Source organism: Arcticibacterium sp. SM2516 (assembly GCF_057914865.1).
This window is the reverse complement of sequence record NZ_CP195290.1, coordinates 3110005-3131093: the sequence shown is the minus strand read 5'-3', so window position 1 is coordinate 3131093 and position 21089 is coordinate 3110005. Positions and strand designations below refer to the sequence as shown.

The window sequence follows — 21089 nt, the reverse complement described above, 5'->3', positions numbered from 1 at the left end:
GTAAAATTTGTTATGAAATCAATTCTAACTATCAGTTTCTTCTTCTTGACTTTAGTTGGTTATTCACAAACCGTCACGTGGGATGGAAGTGCTGGTGATGGAAAATGGCACAACCCATTAAACTGGGACACAGACCAGCTTCCTTGTAATACCTGTACGGCAATTATTTCAAACGCTACGGTATCGATTTCTGCAAGCGATACTATTGGACAACTGATTTTAGAATCAGGTACATTATTTACCGTAAATGCTACCGCTACTTTAAGCGTTTTTGGTGGGGTTTTGTCAGTTAATAATTCCTTGGTAACAAATTATGGTCAAATATTGTCTCGCGATTATTCTATCAATGGAATATCGGTGACTTATAATGGTGTCTTTAACAATTATAATTCTATCCAGATTCTGGGCTCTACAACTTCTCCTAACGAAGAAGGGATAAGCTTATCAGATGGAAGTTTTTTTAATCGAATCGGATCGAATTTGATTATTTCTGGTCAAGGGGGTTATGGTGTTTATATGGACAATGCTTCAAGTTTCGATAATAGTGGAGAAATATCATTAGGGTATTGTGATGGCGGAGGAATAGTGAATTATGGCAGTTTTGACAATTTCTCGAGTGGTCTCATTCATATGAGTTTTATTAGGGATCGGGGCATTTATAATGACGACGAATTTAATAATTACGGCGTGTTAAATATTCTTGATATGGTCCCAAGTTTAAGTGGAGACAAAAATGGTATAGGCTTGATAAATGAAGGCGTTTTTACAAATTCTTTGGGAGCAATTTTGCGAATTACCAATTCCATAGGATTTGGTATCAATTCATTTCAGGATATCACGAATGGTGGTTTAATAGCGTTAAAAGGGAATTTTATAAATGACATAAATGAGTCTTTAGCCCTTAAAATGAGCGGCAACTTAATAAACACAGGGTCTATAGAAATTTCAGAAATAGATCTGGAAGGCGTTTTAGTCACAGCGGTTTCAGTAGGGATTACTAATTCGGGTTTGATCAATATAAAAAATGTGGGCAGTAAAGGAATTAGAAGCTATTCGAAAATCTCCAATAGTGGAGAAATTACGGTGGATAGTTCTGGTACAAATGGCATTCATTTATATGATACCTTAAGTAATTCGGGTTCTGTAAATGTTTTTCACTCTGCTTTCGAGAGTGTCATTGTAGATCGTGCTTTTTTAGAAAACTTGTCAGACGGTTTTATTCATGTCAATCATAGTGGTTTTAGTGGGCTTACATTGATTCGTTCTGCAGATTTTCAAAATTCAGGTTTTTTGAGGATAGATACATCAGCCACCTACGGTATATATATCTATGCTACTAGTGAGCTAAAGCTGTCTCCTGACGCCAATATCATTATCAATTTTGCTGCACATGGAGGAATAAGTAACCTTGGTTCTTTCCATAATAATGACGGTTCTGTTACGATAAGCAACTTGGCACCAGGGGTTTCCTTTTGTGACGGTTTTAATAATGGAGGTACATTATATAATAATGGTCTGTTAAATATTTCCGATACCCCTAGATATGGTATTCACAATTCTTCTGGAAGTGGTATCATAGAGAATGACTATAAAATTCAAATTAGCAACGCGAGTGAAGAAGGTGTTTATTATTCATTTGGAACAATGACAAATAATGGGACTTTAACCATTGAAAACTGTTCTAGTGGTTTAACAGTCAAACAAAATCTTCTATTTGAAAATAATGGAACACTAGAAGTCATGAATTGCCCTGGGATATTAATTGATAACTATGGATCTATAATTAATTCGAAAAATATATTTTTATCGCAAACCTCCAGCTTCGGGCTAAGAAATCGCTCCTATTTCGGGAGTTTATTAACCAATAAAACATCAGCAAAACTCACCATAAATGCTCAAATAAAAAATGAAGGAGACATTACGAATGATGGACTATTAATTCAGGATTTTACAGGAGTCAATGACTTATTGAGTCCGTTGAATAATATCGGTGTTTTTGTAGATATTAAAGATATTCAAAGCCCAAGTGTGAATTTTATAAACAGTGGTTTGTTATTAAAACCCTTAAAAGGCAAAGTTTCTAGTGGTATTAAAGAAATGAATCTTGTTCAAAGAACTGGGGTAACCACATTCTTGCCACAGAATACCTGGTATATAAACCCTCAAATAACAGTTACGGGTGGTACATTCTCTTCTTTAGACAATTCGTTCTTGCCCAATGCTAACTCCCCATACGCAGACACACTCTACTTCAATGTTGTAAATAATTCAATTATACGTTCTGTCAAATTGCCCATTATAAAAATACCTACTTGTTCCAGTAACCCTACGGCCACATTTACACAGGCTGTTTCCACAGACTGGCATATTGCCTTAAACTGGGATACTGGTATAGTGCCTGATTATTGTACTGTCGCTATCATTCCTAATACCAAAAAAAGCGTGATTACTACAGGGAGAAAGGCGAGAGCATATCGGATTTTGAGTGATACGGGCTCTGTTTTTGATGCGGAGCTTGGGGTGGTTTTGGAGGTGGAGAATTGACCATAAAATGAAAATTGAAGTCGCTGTGAATTATGTGGGAAGGTTGTTTTTTGAATCTCTATTCTGTTTTGAATAATATAAAATGATAACTAAAATGAAAAAAAGCTATCCTTTTTTTGTTGTCTTATTAAGTATTAATTACGCCGCTTTTGCACAAAGTATTACACTAACTCCAGCAGGTAATAGTGTTCATGTGGGAGACCGCCCAGAAATATTATTAAAGGCATTTAATATACCTACGCTCACAGGTATCCGGTCAATAAGTTCTAATGAAAGCCCTTCGGCCTTATTAAACGATTATACCATGCTTAGGGTAAATGGTCGTGGCTTTGATGGAACCTCTTTTTCGAATGATGCCGCTAGAATCAGATTAGCAACTACAGAAAATTGGAATAGCACTTCACATGGTTCAGCTTTGATGTTTGAAACTACACCAAACGGTAATACTGATTTGTTAGAGCGAATGAGGATTAACCAAAACGGCAGGATTGGAATTGGTATCACTTCACCTCTCTTTAAATTACATCTTAAAGACGGGAATTTTGCCGTGGAGAATGACTTACCTTATCTATACTTAAAAACCACCGGAGTACCTGGAGCAGGTAATGCAGGCATTATTTTCATGAACAGTCTAAGTCAAGCTCAAGCTGTCATTAGATATGATCATGGTCAAGATGTATTACGCGTGATGAATGGCTCCTCAGCCGCTGATGGTATTAGTGTAACCAAAAATGCCTCTTCAAGTAATATGGTTGGGATTGGCACTTTAGTTCCTGCGGGAAAATTACACATTACCTCCAACAGTTCTACCACCGAACCACAACTAGTAATTGAAGAGAGTACAAGTTTGGATTACGGTAGAATTAATTTTAATAATACCAATTCAGGAGCAACATGGGCATTAGCGGGGAGAACGGATGATAACGTAGCTAATATGCGATTCAATATTTATAATTCAGTATTTGGGAATGTAGCTTCTTTTTACGGAAGTGGTAACGCACAGTTTGCGGGGTTTACCCAGTTGGGTAGCTCTGCTCCTAAAATAAAAATGGTAAAGTTAACAGGAATTACAGACGATGTAAACTATTCCGAAATACCCCATGGAAGTAGCCTTGGTAAAATTCTGGATGTTAGCGTATTTGTATACGTAAACGATTTTTATAAAGTACCACCTGGCAATGCTGCTAGTGCGGGTAATTTTAATAGTTATGATATTGAAATATTTACTTCATATATAAAATTAACTAGCGTTCCGGAAAATTTGCAAGGGAGGCCTTATGAAGTATTATTGACAATTGAGGAATAGGTAAAAGGAATTCTTTAAAACAGAAAAACTCTTTAAATGAGGGGCAATATGAAGGCAAATGAAGAGATAGCTCAGGATAGAAGTAAGGTATAAACTTCTATGTATTCCGGATATAGATTTTAAAATGTGTAACGCTGAGTATTTATAAGCTCAAAGAAAAAAATATTGAGAAATGAAATATTTGATATCGTTTGTATTTTCCTATGCTTAACATCGGCATTTGCTATAACAGTAATTTGGTGTGGTTTTGGAGGTAGATAATGCCCCGTAAAATAAAACTCTAGCCCTTTTGTATTGTTTTATATACCAGTTATTTCTTTCGTGAAGGTAAATTACTTTTTTATTTTGAAATTTAGGTAAATACTCAAATGTTATGAAGAAATTATTCCTTGTATTGCTGCTTTGTATTATAAATTTTTCTGTTTTTAGTCAAACAGTTACTTGGACAGGAGGCAATAGAACGCATAATTGGGAAGAAGGTAAAAACTGGGATACTGGCATAATTCCATGTTCGACTTGCGATGTTCAAATTACCGACGATTCGGTATCCATCAATTCTAATCCTAGCATCAAGAGCTTGACTCTTTCCGGTTCTGCAGGTATCGCAAAACTTAATGTAAACGCCAGCCGAATTTTAAGCATAACTAACAGTACGGCACAAAGCCTTTTAATTGAGGATGGATCTGTGTGTGATGTCGATGGAGATATAAATATTACAAATTCTGGAGGAAGCGGAATAGTAATAGATGATGGGATACTCAATTTAACAGGTAACAGTTTAGTAGATAATATTGATGATTATGGTATTTACATACCTCAGGGTACACTAAACCTACACGGAAACCTTGATGTACTTAATACAGATTTAGATGGTATTAAAATAGATGCCTTGGGTCAAATGAACATCTTAAAATTACCTGCAAAAGCCTCACCAACTCTGGATATTACGGATGCCCTTGGAGACGGAATACTTTCGGCTGGTAATTTCTATTCTAATGGTGATATAAAAATTATTAATTGTGATAACGCCATTAATAATTCGGGTGTTTTCGAAACGGCCAAGAAAATCTTTATTTACACTTCTAATACAGGAATCAGAACTACCAATAGTTTTATAATATCAGGAACAGTAAATCTTATTACGTGTACTTTTGGGGTAAAAAACGAGCAGAACACTGTTGGTTTCATAAATAATGGAAGCCTCTCCATTTATGCTTCTTCGACTGGTTTAAAACACAATGGTGTCGCCGGTAAATTTACCAATGAAAGCTCTGGAATTATTTATATTAATGCCAATAGCCAAGTGGCTATGGAGGTGGAAAGTAATTTTCTGAATAAAGGCTCTATACAGATAGGTAACAAACCTACTATAGCTATCGATAATATTGCCAATTTCTCGGGATTTATTAACCAAGGTACCATTACTATTAACAATGCCACTGCTAATGCCATTAAAAATACGGGTGCAAGTAGTTCATTCTTAAATGATGTTTCTGGTATAATTACCATTGATAGTTCCAATTCAGACGGGATATACACCGAACGGAAATTTATAAATAAAGGACAATTGACCCTTAATAGTGGCATAGGTGGTTATGCTATAGAGAACTATCAAAATTCCAATGCATTTGCAAATGAGGGTCAAATTACCATTAATAATAAACAGATAAGAAATATAGGGACAGGCAGTTATTTTTATAATAAAAGTGGCGGTATGCTCACCATGGAATCTCAAGGTATCCTCTCCACAGAAATATTTAGGAATGATGGCTCCATTGTAATCAATAATGCGATTAACGGCATTGCTGGAGTAGATATAAAAGATGATTTTACAAATTATGGCGAAATCGAGATCAATAACCCTGAAATTGGAATTAAATTCAATAGATCTACGGGAGTCATTGGGGCATTGGTCAATAAACCGGGTGGTACTATAGAAATTAACAACCCAACTATTTCTGGAATGGAACTAGCCTGTGAATTAAATAACCAAGGAAGTATTTCAATTAATAGTAGTCTATCTTCGGGTCTTTTCCTTAAGAATAATGAGTTTGATTTTATGAATTCAGGAACTTTCGAGGTTTTAAATTCAGACAGAGGAATTCTTATAGATTTCACCCTTGGAGGGAATATTAATAACCTTCTAAATGGTGAAATCAATATTGTTAATAGCGGGATAGATGCCATTAAGCTTTCAAGTGGTAGGTTGACCAATGATGGAGAAATTATCATTGATGAATCCGTTGAAAGAGGAATTAATAATGCAAGTGATACACTAGTAAATAATGGACATATTGATATTAGGAATTCAGGAAATTCTGGAATTAGTTCCAGTTTTATGGAGAATGGCGTATTGGGTGTCATACTTGTAGAGAATAGTGATGGCTATAGTGCCATAGGGGGAAGCACCCTTATAAATAATGGTGAAATTAAAGTTACTCGTGCCAATGAAAGTTTAAGTTTTGGACGAGTAGAAAACTCAGGGAATATTATAATATATGATATGAATGGACGCGGATTAAATTACGCTATAAATTCTGGTATTTGGAATAAAGCGAGTGGTTACATTGAAATAGATACTACTCTGAGTTATGGCATTGAAACAGCAAGTGATATAAGAAATGAAGGAATTATAAAAATTAGTCATACAGGAGATTCTGGAATAAGATTAATGCCAAATGTTTCTTTTGGCGACTCCTTACTAAATTATGGTACTATCATAATTAATAGCATCATCGGCGATGGTATTTCTTCCTCGGAATCTCCCTCTATCAAAATTATTAATTACGCAGGAGGTGCTATTAAAATAGATTCTGTGAGTATTTCGGCAATAGCCAACTCAGTAGGCTTTTTAAATGAAGCATGTGCTACTATAAACCTGGGGGGTAAAATCACGAATAGTGGCACGATGACCAATAATGGTCTTGTGATACAGCGTACCACAATGATCAATGATTTCATCCAACCTTTTGTAAACAATGCTGTTTATGAAGACCATTATGGCGTTGTTCTAGAAGATTCTGATTTTCAGAACAATGGAATTTTGACCCAAAATATTAAAGGCAGCCCATCTGAGAATATTGCTGAGGCAAACGTTATTAATATGCCAAGTCCTTCAAATATAGATTTGTATATAGAGAGAACATTAACTACACTGGCTGGTACATTTAATGCATCTGATGGAGGAGTAAGGTTAAATGGAATTGGTTATTTGGCAGATTCTGTATTTTTTCAAAGTTCCATAGGTGCCGGATGTTTTCATGTCGTAGCTATTCCAATTTTGAATAATCGTGATTGCAATGGACAGTATGTTTTTGCAGAGGCTAATCAGAATATAGTCACAACTACTGATTGGTTTAACCCGAACAATTGGAGTACAGGAAAAGTGCCAGATGGCTGTACCAATGTTGAGATAGACTATTATAAAACCATTATACCAAGTGGTTTTAAAGCAAGAGTACATAAACTTTATATTAAAGAGAATGGCAATAGTTTATTTGAGGTAGAAACTGGGGCTGTATTTGAGGCTGAGGTCATGGAGTAAGCATAAATAGAGGGTTTAATTTACACTCTCTTACACCGTATATAATTTATTACTGGTTTTAGCCTACATACGAAAACCCTCGAGGGTTTTCTATTCGGTTTGTATCTGCTAAATTTGGTGCTTAAAACACGAAACAAACAATATACAAGGAGCTTAGAACGATATTTTTAAGCCCAAACCATCTGTAGAGGTGTTTATCCTCCAAGAAAGTTTTTGGCTCATTTGTCTTTTAATGTCATTGTTATGATTGGTATAAGAACGTTTTATTTTCTTTTTAGGCCCTTTCGTGAGAAAAGAGGTAAGCAGGCCTGCTCCAGCAAAAATATATGTAGGTGCTGAAATTACAGTAGCGGAAGTATTATTGACATCAAAGTTTGCCAAATCATTGACTAGGAGTAGAACAAAAAAACCTGTAGAGGCTAAACTAATGCTTCCAAAAATGGTTTTCATCCTTCTTCCAGCTTTGTATTGGCTATAAATATCTAAGTCATTTTTTCGAAGTTTTTCTTTGTTTAAAGAGCTTAAACGGTATTTGCCAGTAGGTACTAGCATATTTTCTAGGTTGTTTTGTCTTGGTATTTTCGGTTGATTCTGAATATTTTCACTAGGAGTTAGAAGAGGAACTTCTGATGCACTTGGTGGAGACGAAAGGATAATCGGAGCAGCAGGAGGTACAACAGTAGTTTTTGTATCTTCCAAATCTGATGGTTTGGTGGCTGGAATAGGAGCACTTGGAGGTAAAGAACCTTCACTCGACTGTTCAAAGGATTCTTGCGTGCCGTTTTCATAAATAACCAAGAATACGTCTTTTTTATCAGTAGAGTATATTGGGCCATTTAAGTTAGTAGCTTTTTTATATTTGATGGTTTGCAAACCCACTTCCATAACCTTTCCTTCAATTCGCTCTTTTGAATTCAGGATAATGGTGTCTTGGCCAATGGCCTTATGAAGGCTTGTTGCAGTGATTAAGATTGCTAAAAGAACTAGGTTTTTCATTGCCTTATATATGAATTATTTACAACTACAGGTGGCTACTTTCTGAGCAATAACTTGCCTATAAGTTGATATTCGTGTGGCAATACTTTTACTACTGCCCGATGCCAACATGCTTTCTTTTATACTTATGAGGTTGCTTATGTCCGTTTCTCCAAGGCAACCACTTCCTTTAGCTCCAGCTACGGCGTTATCAAAAAAGCTTGCCAAAAACGAAGGTTCTACATTTACTAAGGAGCCATATTCAATAATGCCCACATTTACGCCCATTCCATATAAAGCCCCACAATTTAGCCCTCCTGAAATAGGTTCACTTGAAGGCTCTCTTGTGAAGACATAAATAACATGAAAGTTAACCGATTTGTAATTTGAGGATCCATAAGGCCATGTGGCTAGTTCAAATTGAAGGTCAAAATATGTTTGGTCAACGCCGTTTGTGCTGTTTAGTGTAAATGTTCCATACGCCGAAGTTTTAATGCCAGAATTCCATTTTGTAGCATATATATTTTGAGTGCCTTCGGTAACGGTGGTTATAGAATTAAATGCACCTGGCAGGCCGTTTTTCTTTAAAAAGTCACTACTAATACTGTTTGAAGAAGAAGGGATAACATAATGCGTGTTTTTTTGATCAACACAGGTACCGCCTAACCTACGTCCTGTAATATGAAACTTGTTTTTTTTGCCCTTGCTGAGCACACTAATGTCGTCTAGAAAACGCCATTCAAACTGGACGTCTTCGTAACATGTTCCGGCGGTGTTTGTCACTCGTGCCTCTACTAGTCCTCCGCTCTTGTCCGCCTCTACTTTGCTTGGTCTAAGACCTAAACCTTTTGGAGAATCAGTGTTTACACCAGAAATTACTTTTGAAAAGTAAAATTGATCTTGGGCTAGGATGTTATAAGATAAAAAGAAGAAAAGTAGAATTACAAGGCTGATTTTGTTTGTATATACTTTCATGTTCATAGCTACTAAAGCGGTTAAATTAAAGCGTATAAATATCTTCAGAAACAAAGTCTAACAGATGCAAGACTAATATATGGAAAATATTATAACTTGTCAAATATTGATAATCAGCGAATTGAAGCATGAAGCTAATTAAAAGTATCCCTGTTTTACCCTCAGCCAATATCCCCAGAGATGTGGTTTGGTATGAAAGATTTATGGGCTTTAAAATGGCGGGTGGTGATAACATGTATACGGTGCTCAGAAGAGAAAAGATAGAGCTTCACCTTCAATGGCACGCAGATACCTCAGAAGACCCACTTTTGGGCGGTTCCGTTGTTCGGTTTCAGGTCCAAGATTTAAGAACGCTTTTCGATGAATTCTTAGAAAGAGGCACAGTTAAGAAAAGAGGATGAATATGAGATGACAAAGTAAACCGAGCCTGTTAAGCTTATACCCCTTTTGTGGGCATTATGGTTTATTTTTTCCTTGCGAAAAGAAGATAGCTGGTGTCGTTACTTAATCTTAAGAGGTCAAAGGAATCATTCTCGGTGAAAGTAAGCTGAAACCTAGAAGACAAATTAAAAGTCTTTTGAAATTCAGTATCGGCCTCTGTTTCTGGAGGTTTATTTAGAATTTGAAGTTTTTGAATAGCGATATTTCCAGCCACTGAAAGTTCGGTTTCTATCAAATCTGAGATTTCATAACTTCCTGTGGCTATGAGTAAGTTAATTCTGCCTGAAAACTGATTCTCTGTTTCAAAGTTTAAGCGGTAAATACTCTCTTCATAATTAAAATCTGGGGATAAATCGCATAAGAAATGATGTCCCGCAGTACTAAAAGTGCCTACGTAATGCCATTCACCTAAAAGAGCTGATTTATTAGGCTTAACGGTTGTTTCGCAAGAAAATAGCATAGCCGCCAGAAATAAGGAAATAAATGTAAGTTTCATAGATGTCTATATCTTAATAATTGTAAGACGTTTACTGCTGCTCTTTAGTTGTATATAGTTCATGATAATATAAAATGAACCTTCATAAAGAACTTTTATAGATGGATTTTTAAATGAGGAATTTAATTGCTAATTCTATTTTATCCATCCACACAGAAAACACAACCAACCACAAAGTTTTTAAGTCTGCTAGGAAGGGTTTTCATAGCTTGATATTCTGTATCATTTGTGTATGTCATGATGAAAAAAGTACTCGTTATTTTAATATTACTTCCTTTTGTTAGCCATGCCCAAATCAGCGTCTGGGATGGGGATTCTGACGGTGACGGTGATGGTTTAAAATGGGGAGATCCTCAAAATTGGGTGGCGGACGCACTTCCAGGAAAAGAAGATTTGGTTCAAATAGAAGGTGACAGTGTCATAGTTTCGGAGGAGGTACTCATCGGAAGTCTGGAGTTACTGCCAGGAGCTATTTTGGTACAAGTGTCCAGCAATTCGTCTGACATTTTCACCGTTGAAAACAGTACAGGAGAAGGCGTGATAATTGATGGCTCCGCCAAATTATATGTGACCGGTGAAATGCATATTCTTAAGTCTGCACTAAATGCTGTTGATTTACAGGCCAATGGCTCATTAATTATTAGGTCCGAGGGTTTATTATATATAAATGAGGCAAACAGTGCTGGAATAAACGGTGTGCCAGGCGATTTCTTTTTTAACGAAGGGCAGCTCTATATTGAGAACATAGGAACTAATGGCATAGAGGTGAATAGTTTTACCAACAAAGGTTATATTCAGATAGAAAACACCGTAGGTTCTTCTATGGTAATAACAGGTTCTAATGGGTTAAATGAAGGAGAAATTGTTGCAGAAGATGGTATCTCTATCCAAAATAGCACTTCTTTTATAAACACCTCCTCAGCAGAAATAAGAACATACGGCACGCTGAATATAATTTGTGACTTTTTTAATCAGGGCAAATTAAATTGTTATAATTCTACGGGAACTGGGCTTATTTTAAGTACCAACAATATGCTTACAAATGAGGGAGATATAAATTTAAAAGCTAGTAATACAGATGCCTTGGTTATTCAAAATGCTTATGAACTTTTCAATACGAAGGATGGTGTAATTCTATTAGCAAATGCTGCTGTGGGTACTTTACCGGGTAAGTATATCATAAATATGGATGGTGTAGATACCAAAATTACTAATCATGGTCTTGTTAATTTGGCCATAATGGGCAAGCGAGAAGGAGTTAAAGTAAGTAACAGGGCCATAATAGAAAATGTGGGTGATTTTTATATTGGAGATTTTTACAATAAGGGTCTTACCTATGCAGCAAATGGCGTTAATTCCATTGTGCTTATAAATGCAGATACGGCTTATTTTAAGATAGGAAAAGGAGCTACTTCTACCGCCCTAGCATTAGAGATGGACTCTCGGGTGAAAATGACTAATGCCGCCTGTGCCGATTTTATTTTGGAAGATTCCTTGGCATTAAAAGGAACTATAGCCACGAGTATTACAAACTCAGGTTTTTTTCAAATTGAAGGATTCTCTAAGGCAACCAATGCTGTATTTTCAAATTCTGGGGCAGTTTATATGTCGGATTCAGCGTTAGCTTTAAATTCGCCCTCGTCCATTATTAATCTTATTTCTAATTCTGGGTTAGTTTATCATCCCTTGCAAGCTCCAATAGTCACAGGGCTTACGGTTAACCCAATTATCAGGGCTGCCAATTTCAGCAATGCTGATATTACAGGAGGTAGTGTTTTTGTTAAAAATGGCAGTGGTCTGCTTACGCCTGCGGGTCAGATAATTACAGCTTCAAATTCCTGGACACCCCCTGCCATTGCGGCAGGGAAAGATTCTATATTTTTCAATTATAGGCCGAACGGTTCGGGTTGTGAGATTAGGTCATTACATATACCATTTTTATCATTTTCTGACTGCCCATCTCCAACGGTTCTCACCTTTACAGGGAATGTATCAGAAGACTGGCACACAGCGGGTAATTGGTCTCCTTCACAGATACCACGGAAATGCGATGAGGTCATCATTCCTAATGGAGAAAGATGTGAAATATCCTCAGCGAGCACAGTAGAAGCGAAGAGCATTTTGGTGCAAACCGGTGCTTACTTTTTAGCTCCTTCGGGAATAGTTGGCTTATTTGACCCCATGGAGTAGTGCGGTCTACACAAGAGGAATGCCATTTATACACTATTTCCGACCATCATTACATTAAAGCTATCTGTAGGTGAATGGATTCATAGCTTGTAATTCAATTAGCCCGATACTATGAAAGTTTTTATCCTGATTTTTTTGTTACCTCTTTGCGTTTTTTCACAAACTATTACATGGGATGGTGGAGGTGATAAGAAGACTTGGCATGACCCAGATAACTGGGATACAAACACGATTCCCTGTGCTATCTGCGATGTGGTCATTGACAATGGTCAGGTGATTTTAGAAAAAGATGCCAACGTAAAAAGCTTAGAGGTAAAAGGGAATTCTAAGGAGTCTACTTTTGATGTCAATGGTAGGGTAATACTCACTATATCCAATGCTACAAGTGATGGATTCCATGTAGATGATGAGGCTTATGTTACTATAATGGGCAAAATAGATATTAACCAAAGTGGTGCAAATGGTGTCAGCCTAAATGACGGTACCATAAGGATATTTGATGCTGGTTTTCTGGAAGTAAATAATTCCTCGGACTTGGGTTTAAGTATATCGGTTACCGGTACTATGCTTTTAGAGCCAGACGCTGATATTCCTTTACTTCTTATAGAAAATTCGCTAGAAAGTGGTATTGGAAACGATGGCGTAATTATAAATTACGGGTCAATTGCGGTCAATTCTTCTACCGACTACGGTGTCAAAAATATTGGTGAATTTAAGAACTACGAAACCTTTAGTATTTTGACTGCAGGTCTTCAAGGTGTTTATAACATGGGAACAGGTGCACATTTTGAAACATATAGTGGGAGTTCTAACCAAATAAACGGGACGGATGATGGCGTTTTGAATACGGCTTATTTTAAGAATGCCGGTTCGCTCACCATTACCAATTCAATAGATTCAGATTTTAAATCGACTGCCGGAACCGTTATAAATTCGGGAAACATGTACCTTAATAATGCAGGTGATACAGGCATTTTACTAAGCGGCAGTGATTTTACAAATACCAGCTATATTTCCATTAACTCCCCAGTGGCGAGTGGAATTCATACTTCTTCTAAAACCGTGAATTCTGGTACTATTTTAATTCAAGGAACCTTCCCCAAAGGAATTATAAATGAAAACAACACGGATTCACTTATTAATAATGGAACCCTAAGCATCGATTACGCTACCTCCGTGGCAATAGAGAATACTGGAAGTTACAGCCGATTTAAAAATACAAACCAATGCATCATTAAATCGAGCAATGGCTTTTTCATAAACGAAGGTAAAATTATCAATTCCGGTAGTATGGATTTGGCCAAGGATAATGGGACCGGAGGAATTGGTATCTATAATACCTTGGCTTCATCTAGTTTTATTAATTCGGGAACACTTGATATTTCTGAAAGTAATATTGGTGTTTATAATCTCATTTCGGGGTCTGCATTTCGTAATATAGGTAGCGGAGAGTTAGTGTTTATGGATGTTAATTATCCAATAATTACAAATGGCCTGTTCTATAATAATAGCGAGTGCCATATGAACTATAGTTCACTAAATGCTATAGAGATTAATAGTACTGGAGAGGTTTTGAATGATTTTTTAGGCGTGCTGACTATTGACTCCGTTGGTATAACTTCTGGGAGTTATGGTATTTTGAATAATGGAAAATTAGAAAATAAGGGAGAATTAGCGGTATTAGATAAATCTTCGGTATCTATTTTAAGTAACACCAATGACTTTTTTAATGAGGGTGTGATTAACTTCAAAGGTCCTCAGTTAAGAGCTCAAAGACTGGAGAATTCGGCCACAGGAGTGATTAAAGGTGACCTTATATTTATCACTGGCGGACAACTCATAAACGATGGGGAACTGTTAGAATTAAATAAACTGATAGCTGATACACTTGTGAATAGTGGTTTCATTCATATTCCTAAAGGGCAAATAGTGGATACCTATATTGTGAATGAACTGGGGGGTGAAATTGTGATTGATTCAACGGATTATGAATTTATAACTTCCCAACAGGGCTCTATTTTAGCCAGTTTTAAAATTATAAATAAAGGGAACATAACCATTAATTCATCCCCTGTAAACGCCATCCTTTTCTCGACTCCGGATTCTTTAGTAAATGATGGCTTATTAACTATAAAAAATACGGAAACAGGTATTAATTATACGGGAGGTGCCACTTATCATACTTATAATATGAGTAATGGTGTAATGGATTTTGACGCAATATCCGCTTACGCCATAAATACTTCAGGGAATGTAAGAAATGATGGAAACGTTATTGTCAATCACGCCAATTACGGTTTCAGAACGCAAAATTACACGGCCGGAATTTTAGAAAATAATGGAAATATACACTTCAAAAACAGCACATATGGTACGACACAATTTAGCCAATTTTTGAACAATTCTGGTGCCACACTGACTTCAGATTCCTGCGATTACCCTATCATAGCCGTAAATATCATTAATTCTGGGCTTATAGATATGAAAGAATTGGATAAAGGGATTCAGACTTCGTCTCTCACAAATCATGGCGAAATTTTGGGGCATAATGTCTCTAATTATCTTTTAATCAGTCCTACTACGAATCCAATGTATTTCTACAACAATCAAAACGCTTTAATTGCTGCGGATTCGGTCAATGTCGGCTTGAAGATATCAGACGATTGTACCAATTATGGTGACATTATTATTTCTGTTGCACAAACTGCTATTTCTGGTCCCTTGCATAATTACGGGAATGTCAAGGTGAAGCATTGTGATATCGCACTTACGGGAGGGATCATTAATAAGGGTGGAGGCGTGATCTTAATTGATACGGCAAATCAAAATTACATTATCGAAAATGAATTATGTGGTTATATAAAAACGACTGGGAGCTTTGTATCTCAAACCATCAATTATGGTTTTTTGAGCCGTTCAGATCCTAATAAATCCAATTTTAGGATTAAAAACTATGGTGTATTAGAAAATCGAGTGGGTATCAGAAAAGGGCAGTTTTTTGAAAACCATGGCTTAATAACAGGGATTATAAATGGAAAGCCTTCCTATGGAATTAAAGAACTAAATGCCGCTTATGAAACTAGCGGAGCTCCTTTCAAGCTCACAAATTTATACAATAATGAAAGCCTAAACGCAGTAGCGGCCTATTTCACTACGGCAAGTAACACCATTTTGGTGAATCAAAGCAGTCTTAACTTAGACACACTTTATGCCCCAGTTAGCTATGGGCAAGGTTGTCAAACGATACTGAAAATACCTGTGAGGCAATCGCCAAACTGCGGAGGTGTTTATAGGACCGCTACCTTACATCCTACAGGTTATGTTTATGGGAGTGGTTGGCAAACACCAGAGAGTTGGGTAGAAGAAATTGTACCAGATGGATGTACTAAAGTTATGATGAATTATAGAGTAATAATTCCGGAGGACACCAAGGCTAGAGCTCATAGTATAGAGACTTTAGGAAATGGGATTTTTGAGGCTAGACAAGGTGCCGTTTTAGATGTAAATCCCTTTAACTAGTTATAAAATGAAGAAATGTATACTATTCCTGATGCTCTTATTTAGTTGTATGTTAAGTAATGCTCAGATTTATTGGACTGCCAATGGCAATGGAATTTCATGGAGTGACCCCAATAATTGGGATCCTATAGGTGTACCACAATCTTTTCATATCGCGGTTATAGATAACGATAGTGTTTGGGCTACGGGTGGCGTTGAAATAAGAGGGCTTGTTCTTAAGAATAATGCTGCTTTAACTTATCAAACTACGCCCATTTATGAGTTTGTAATTGATGGCTCCACTACGCATGGCGTTCTCATGCAAAATGAAGCTAGGTTTTACATAAATAGTAATGTGAAAATTAGAAATGTTTCGGGTTGCGGAATAAAGATGGAAGGAACCAATGCTGTAATAATAGGAGAAGATGACCATTTAGAAATAAGCAATACCGGTGATGATGGTATAAATGGCTTACCCAGTAGCTCTGTTATTAATCAAGGAGATATATTTATTTATAATTACGCCAATGATGGTTTGGATGGACTTTCTTTAAGCAATTTTGGTACGCTCCATATTTCTGCTGGCGGGCTATTTTCGGCAAAAATATTCGGCACAAATAGTTTGAACGAGGGAATTATAGTTTTTGATGGAAAAGCAAGTATAGGTTCAAGCATAGGTTTTTTAAACCAGACAGGTAGTACCATGACTTGCTATGGTACGCTGTCGCTTTCAGGGAAACTAGAAAACAAAGGAATTATTGATTTGAGGAGTTCTTCTGTTTCAAGTTTAAGCTTAGGTACCAATAGCACATTTAATAATAAGGGTCAGGTTTATTTCAAGTATGCTGCCGCAGATAACATTGTACTAAGTGGTAATGCCGAACTTATAAATCATGAAAATGGGGTCATACAGAATGTAGATTCTACAGCCACGGCTCTTGAAGGAGTCTACGCCATTTCTCTTTTAGCTGCCGCAACGAGCCTAAGCAATGATGGTCTGATAAACCTAGACTTGAATAATGCCAGAGAAGGTATTAAATTGGTGGATGGAGGGAACTTGTCAAATGCAGGAACAATAAACATTCAGAACTACTATAAAACGGGGCTTTCTTCCATGGCTATCAGTTCAAATACGACCACAATAGAGAACATAAAATCTGCCAAATTAAATATTGGAACGGGTAGCACAGTCGCTTCAAAGGCCTTGATACTAGGGGATAAAAACACCTTGTTTAATGATGAATGTTCGGATTTTGTGATGTTAGATTCTTTGGAGTTAAGTGGAGCATCTGGTACTTTAATTCATAATATAGGATATATGCAGATAGAGGGTATTGATAAACAAGCTGCCACAGATTTTTATAATACAGGGGCTCTTTATCTTTCTTCTCCCTTACTCGAGAATGGTTTGCCTTCTGGTTATTTAAACCAATTTGACAATGAAGGTTTAATCTTCAGCAAGAACCCCAATGAAATAGTAGATGGGCAAGCGGTAAGTCCTTTATTCGTAGGGTTTGACCCTAGTGCTGCTCCTTATCTCTTAAATATTGAGGTTAAAGAAAATGGGGTTTTGGTGTCAGGGGGAGATTTAGATACCGATAATAACTTTTGGAAACCTAATGCTGCTGCTGTTAGGGAAGACACCGTATTTGTCACTTACCAACTGGGAGAGTGTTCAGCCAGACTACTCACTTTACCATTTTATAAAAACCCGATTTGGAACTGTGCTTCGGCACCTTCGGCAACCGTTAGCTTTATGGGCTCCATAAATTCAGACTGGCATACCCCAGAAAACTGGTCAAATAACGAAGTGCCAAGAGCCTGTGATAAAGTCATAATCCCGAATGGCGAAAGATGTGAAATAGCTCCAACAACTACAGCAGAAGCCAAAAGTATTTTGGTAGAAACTGGTGCATACTTTTTAGCTCCACCAGGGGTGGTAGGTTTGTTTTCCCCTACCAATTAAGACCAAATTGTATTATTTGAACAGGGAGAGTCGAGACTTTTTTAAATAACGAAAGAGACTTGAATACACGATTATTCATTTGAAAGTAAGATACTTAATGAGTGTTATTTAAAAGAATCATACATTGGTTACTGAAAAGTCTGTCAAAAAATCTTTATTTTCAACTTCAGTAACTTGCTGTATCCATGACAATTGCCCTTCTTGATGATCATCAACTAATTCTTGAAAGTCTTTCACTTCTTTTAAGAGGATTGGAAGGGGTGACGAGTGTTTCTTGTTTTGATAATCCAGAGAAGGCACTAGACGCTTGTACTGTTGAAGATTTTGACCTCATTATTACGGATTATAATATGCCCGAAATGACGGGTAGCTCCTTTACCTTAAAACTAAGAAAGGCAAAACCTAAGTCCAAAATCTTGATGCTTACGGTAGCGGAAGATTATGATACCATCAAAGAAGGTTTTCAGGCTGGTATTTTGGGATATGTTATGAAAAAGGCTTCTAAATCAGAACTCAAAGAGGCTATTTCAACTGTGGCATCAGGTAAAAGGTATGTCAGCGAATCTGTACTGACGGAGTTACTAAATCCTTCTGGTGTTGGTCAGCAAAACTTTCTGGACGAACATCATGAAACAAAAGCCCTAACCAGTCGTGAAATAGATGTAGTGGAGCTTATAGGAAAGGAAATGTCTACCAAGGAAATAGCAGAAGCGTTATTTGTGAGTGTAGCAACGGTAGAAAAGCACCGTCATAATGTGTTGAAAAAACTAGGCGTAAAAAACTCAATTGGCATATTGAAGTATGCTATGCAGCATAAATTAATTGGCTAAAGGAAGGGTTATAATGACCTGGAATCCTTCCTCTTTCTTAATCGATACCTGCCCTCCGTATTTGTGTACTTTGGATTCCATGCTTTTGAGCCCGATTCCAGCTTTAGACGTTTCCGAGTACTTACCATTACCGTTATCTTTAAAGTTAAGATGAACACCTTTATCCACAGATAAATCTAAATTTACTTCAGAGGCATTGGAATGTTTTTTTGTATTAATACAAAGCTCTAAGACTATTTGGAAAATGTGATATTGGAGGGGCTTATCTATCTGATTGATTTCATCTGCAACCCAACATTTGAAACTCATTTTAGACTGTTTGTTGAGGTTTTCAAATAGGTTTTCAATAGCTTTTTTCAAACCCAAGTCAAGAAACTCCAAAGGTCTGAGGTTATGGGCAATGAACCTTACTTCTTCATAAAGTTTTTCAAGGTCTTTAACTACAGACTGATATACTTGGGCATTAATGTCCTGCTCATTGGCTTCAACTTTCCATTTTAGAGCTGTTATTTTAGTAGCCACACCGTCATGAAGTTCTCTTGACATTCTTTTTTGTTCCAGTATCTTTCCAGTGTCTAGAGCCTCTTCTATATCTTTATTTCTCTTTGAAAGTAAATGATTAAGCGAGCGGAGTCTTCTTGAATTACGAAGAAGATATAAACCAATTAAACCACCAATAATAAGAGCTGCTCCCAAAGTCCAGAGTAAGTATTGAAGTTGTTTGTTCTCTAACTCTTGAATCCTGTTCTGTTGTTTTTCAAATGCATATTGAGCCTCTAGTTCCGCATACTTTTCGTTTACTTCTTGCCGCATGAGGCTGTCTTCAAGGATATTATAATATTCTAAAGTTTCTAAAGCCTTTGAGTCGTTTCCTGCGGCTTTATAAACGCCATATAAGTTGTGATATCCTCTATTTATAAACTCAAGATATCCTAAGTCCTCTGCCGCAGCTATACTTTTTAATTGATATTGAATAGCTTGGTTAAATGCCTTCTTTTTTAATGCATTTTCTGCGTAGTCGGTATAGATATTAAACTGTACAAAGTAGTTCGGGATTCGCTTTGCTTGAAATAATGCTTTCGCCAGATATTCTTCAGATTTTTTCTCATTGCCTAACAAATGATAAACCTTGGCTTGACCCTGTAAATTATTGGGTATTTGATTTTCAATTAAGCTTTTTGGCAATAAAGCTTCCGCTCTTTTGTAGTATTCAAGTGCAGCGAGATATCCCTTTTCTTCTTTGGCGTTAAACAGGGTATTGTCTGCGTAAAAGTCTAATATCCAAATGGCATGGCTGCTATTTTTAAGTTTGAGTGCTGCGGGTTCTGCTTCTTTAAAAAGCTTGATACATTCGTTTTTATTACCGCTATTGAGCATTACAAAACCAAGCAGAATTTTGGTGTAAACGATGTGCTCTTGACTGGAGTTATTTTTCTCCATGATTTGCAAAGCATCTAGGTAGTATCCTATGGCTTTTTGATAGTCACCAAGCTTATCTTGTTTTTTGCCAAGGGCTCTTAAATACAATGCTTTAGCAATAGGCCATTTGCTTTTGCTTTGAGCCACTCTAAATTGTTGCAAACGGACATCTGCTAAGGAATCACCACTAAAAATACTTTTTTCACAAAGGTCGTTATAGTAAAACATCAACAAGGTATCTCTGTTAATAGAAGCAGGCTGCTTTTCTAGGTAACTGATGGCTGTAACGAGAGAATCTCTGCTCAGACCAGTTTCCGATTTGGCCGAGATAGGGGCTAATAAAATAATGAGCCCTAGTAGTATTTTATGTTGAAGAGGCATTTCTAAATGGAAGATGGAAATTCTCTTTTCAAAATCAAAGTCATGCCTCGAGCAATATGCTTATAGAGCATTAAAATTCATGGTTTTATGTAGTTCAATTCAATGTTTCCATGTATTTCTTCATTGGGGATTTTCAGAGAAATTTGAATAATCTAGCACACGAAGCATATGACAATGAAGAAATCATTTTTAGTATTTCTATTATTTTCGTCTACAAAAGTTTATGCCCAGAATATAAGATATGTAATAACCACAGGAAGTAGCCTATTGATGGAACTTCATGGAGCAATGCCAGTAATGATCTTCAGGCTATAAGCCAGCTGGCCAATATTTCCATTGAAACTTCGGGTGTCCATACCATAGAATCGTTCGCCAATGTAAGTTATCAAGCCGGTAATTACATTCAGCTAAATCCAGGTTTTATCACTGGATTGAATGCTGTTTTTAGGGCCAAACTCTTGGGCGGCTGTCAGTAGTCTACCAGTTTTTAGGTAGACTATTTCAATGTTTTTGACTATTTGATT

At 36.6% G+C, this 21089-nt stretch carries 13 protein-coding genes; 9 read left to right on the top strand and 4 right to left on the bottom strand.

Going from position 1 to position 21089, the window contains the following annotated elements; genetic code table 11:
• The first annotated feature begins 12 nt into the window (after positions 1-12).
• The 3 genes from ACSBFT_RS12930 (at position 13) to ACSBFT_RS12920 (ending at position 7394) form a co-directional block, all read left to right on the top strand.
• The gene (locus tag ACSBFT_RS12930; RefSeq protein WP_489600950.1) at positions 13-2544 is read left to right on the top strand and encodes an autotransporter outer membrane beta-barrel domain-containing protein; all 2532 of its coding nucleotides are present in this window, start codon (positions 13-15) and stop codon (positions 2542-2544) included.
• A gap of 94 nt (positions 2545-2638) precedes the next feature.
• The gene (locus ACSBFT_RS12925; RefSeq protein WP_489600949.1) at positions 2639-3850 is read left to right on the top strand and encodes a hypothetical protein; all 1212 of its coding nucleotides are present in this window, start codon (positions 2639-2641) and stop codon (positions 3848-3850) included.
• A 373-nt stretch (positions 3851-4223) separates the two neighbouring features.
• Positions 4224-7394 (top strand): hypothetical protein, encoded by a 3171-nt coding sequence (locus tag ACSBFT_RS12920; protein ID WP_489600948.1) that lies wholly within the window; start codon positions 4224-4226, stop codon positions 7392-7394.
• 153 nt (positions 7395-7547) lie between these two features.
• Here ACSBFT_RS12920 and ACSBFT_RS12915 read toward each other — a convergent pair whose 3' ends face one another.
• Together ACSBFT_RS12915 and ACSBFT_RS12910 are read right to left on the bottom strand one after the other, a co-directional pair.
• Positions 7548-8390, bottom strand: a complete 843-nt coding sequence (locus ACSBFT_RS12915; protein ID WP_489600947.1) for a hypothetical protein — start codon at positions 8388-8390, stop codon at positions 7548-7550.
• A gap of 15 nt (positions 8391-8405) precedes the next feature.
• Positions 8406-9350: a hypothetical protein gene (locus ACSBFT_RS12910; RefSeq protein ID WP_489600946.1), complete on the bottom strand. Its 945-nt coding sequence runs from the start codon at positions 9348-9350 to the stop codon at positions 8406-8408.
• A gap of 122 nt (positions 9351-9472) precedes the next feature.
• Here ACSBFT_RS12910 and ACSBFT_RS12905 point away from each other — a divergent pair, with 122 nt between their 5' ends.
• Positions 9473-9745 carry a VOC family protein gene (locus ACSBFT_RS12905; RefSeq protein ID WP_489600945.1) on the top strand — a complete coding sequence of 91 codons (273 nt, stop codon included), beginning with the start codon at positions 9473-9475 and terminating at the stop codon, positions 9743-9745.
• 62 nt (positions 9746-9807) lie between these two features.
• Here ACSBFT_RS12905 and ACSBFT_RS12900 read toward each other — a convergent pair whose 3' ends face one another.
• Positions 9808-10281: a hypothetical protein gene (locus ACSBFT_RS12900; protein ID WP_489600944.1), complete on the bottom strand. Its 474-nt coding sequence runs from the start codon at positions 10279-10281 to the stop codon at positions 9808-9810.
• Positions 10282-10518: 237 nt separating this feature from the next.
• Here ACSBFT_RS12900 and ACSBFT_RS12895 point away from each other — a divergent pair, with 237 nt between their 5' ends.
• From ACSBFT_RS12895 to ACSBFT_RS12880, 4 genes are all read left to right on the top strand, one after another.
• Entirely contained in the window at positions 10519-12471 is a 1953-nt protein-coding gene (locus ACSBFT_RS12895; RefSeq protein WP_489600943.1) for a DUF8693 domain-containing protein, read from the top strand.
• Between the two features lie 111 nt (positions 12472-12582).
• The gene (locus tag ACSBFT_RS12890) at positions 12583-15990 is read left to right on the top strand and encodes a hypothetical protein (RefSeq protein ID WP_489600942.1); all 3408 of its coding nucleotides are present in this window, start codon (positions 12583-12585) and stop codon (positions 15988-15990) included.
• A 7-nt stretch (positions 15991-15997) separates the two neighbouring features.
• Complete coding sequence (locus ACSBFT_RS12885; RefSeq protein WP_489600941.1) at positions 15998-17935, top strand: hypothetical protein; 1938 nt, start codon at positions 15998-16000, stop codon at positions 17933-17935.
• A gap of 185 nt (positions 17936-18120) precedes the next feature.
• Positions 18121-18765 (top strand): response regulator, encoded by a 645-nt coding sequence (locus ACSBFT_RS12880; RefSeq protein ID WP_463047254.1) that lies wholly within the window; start codon positions 18121-18123, stop codon positions 18763-18765.
• Here the strand turns inward: ACSBFT_RS12880 and ACSBFT_RS12875 are convergent.
• Positions 18754-20565 carry an ATP-binding protein gene (locus tag ACSBFT_RS12875; protein ID WP_489600940.1) on the bottom strand — a complete coding sequence of 604 codons (1812 nt, stop codon included), beginning with the start codon at positions 20563-20565 and terminating at the stop codon, positions 18754-18756. The two genes, ACSBFT_RS12880 and ACSBFT_RS12875, sit on opposite strands and share 12 nt — an antisense overlap.
• 266 nt (positions 20566-20831) lie before the next feature.
• Here ACSBFT_RS12875 and ACSBFT_RS12870 point away from each other — a divergent pair, with 266 nt between their 5' ends.
• Positions 20832-21041: a 3-coathanger stack domain-containing protein gene (locus tag ACSBFT_RS12870; protein ID WP_489604839.1), complete on the top strand. Its 210-nt coding sequence runs from the start codon at positions 20832-20834 to the stop codon at positions 21039-21041.
• Positions 21042-21089 lie beyond the last annotated feature (48 nt).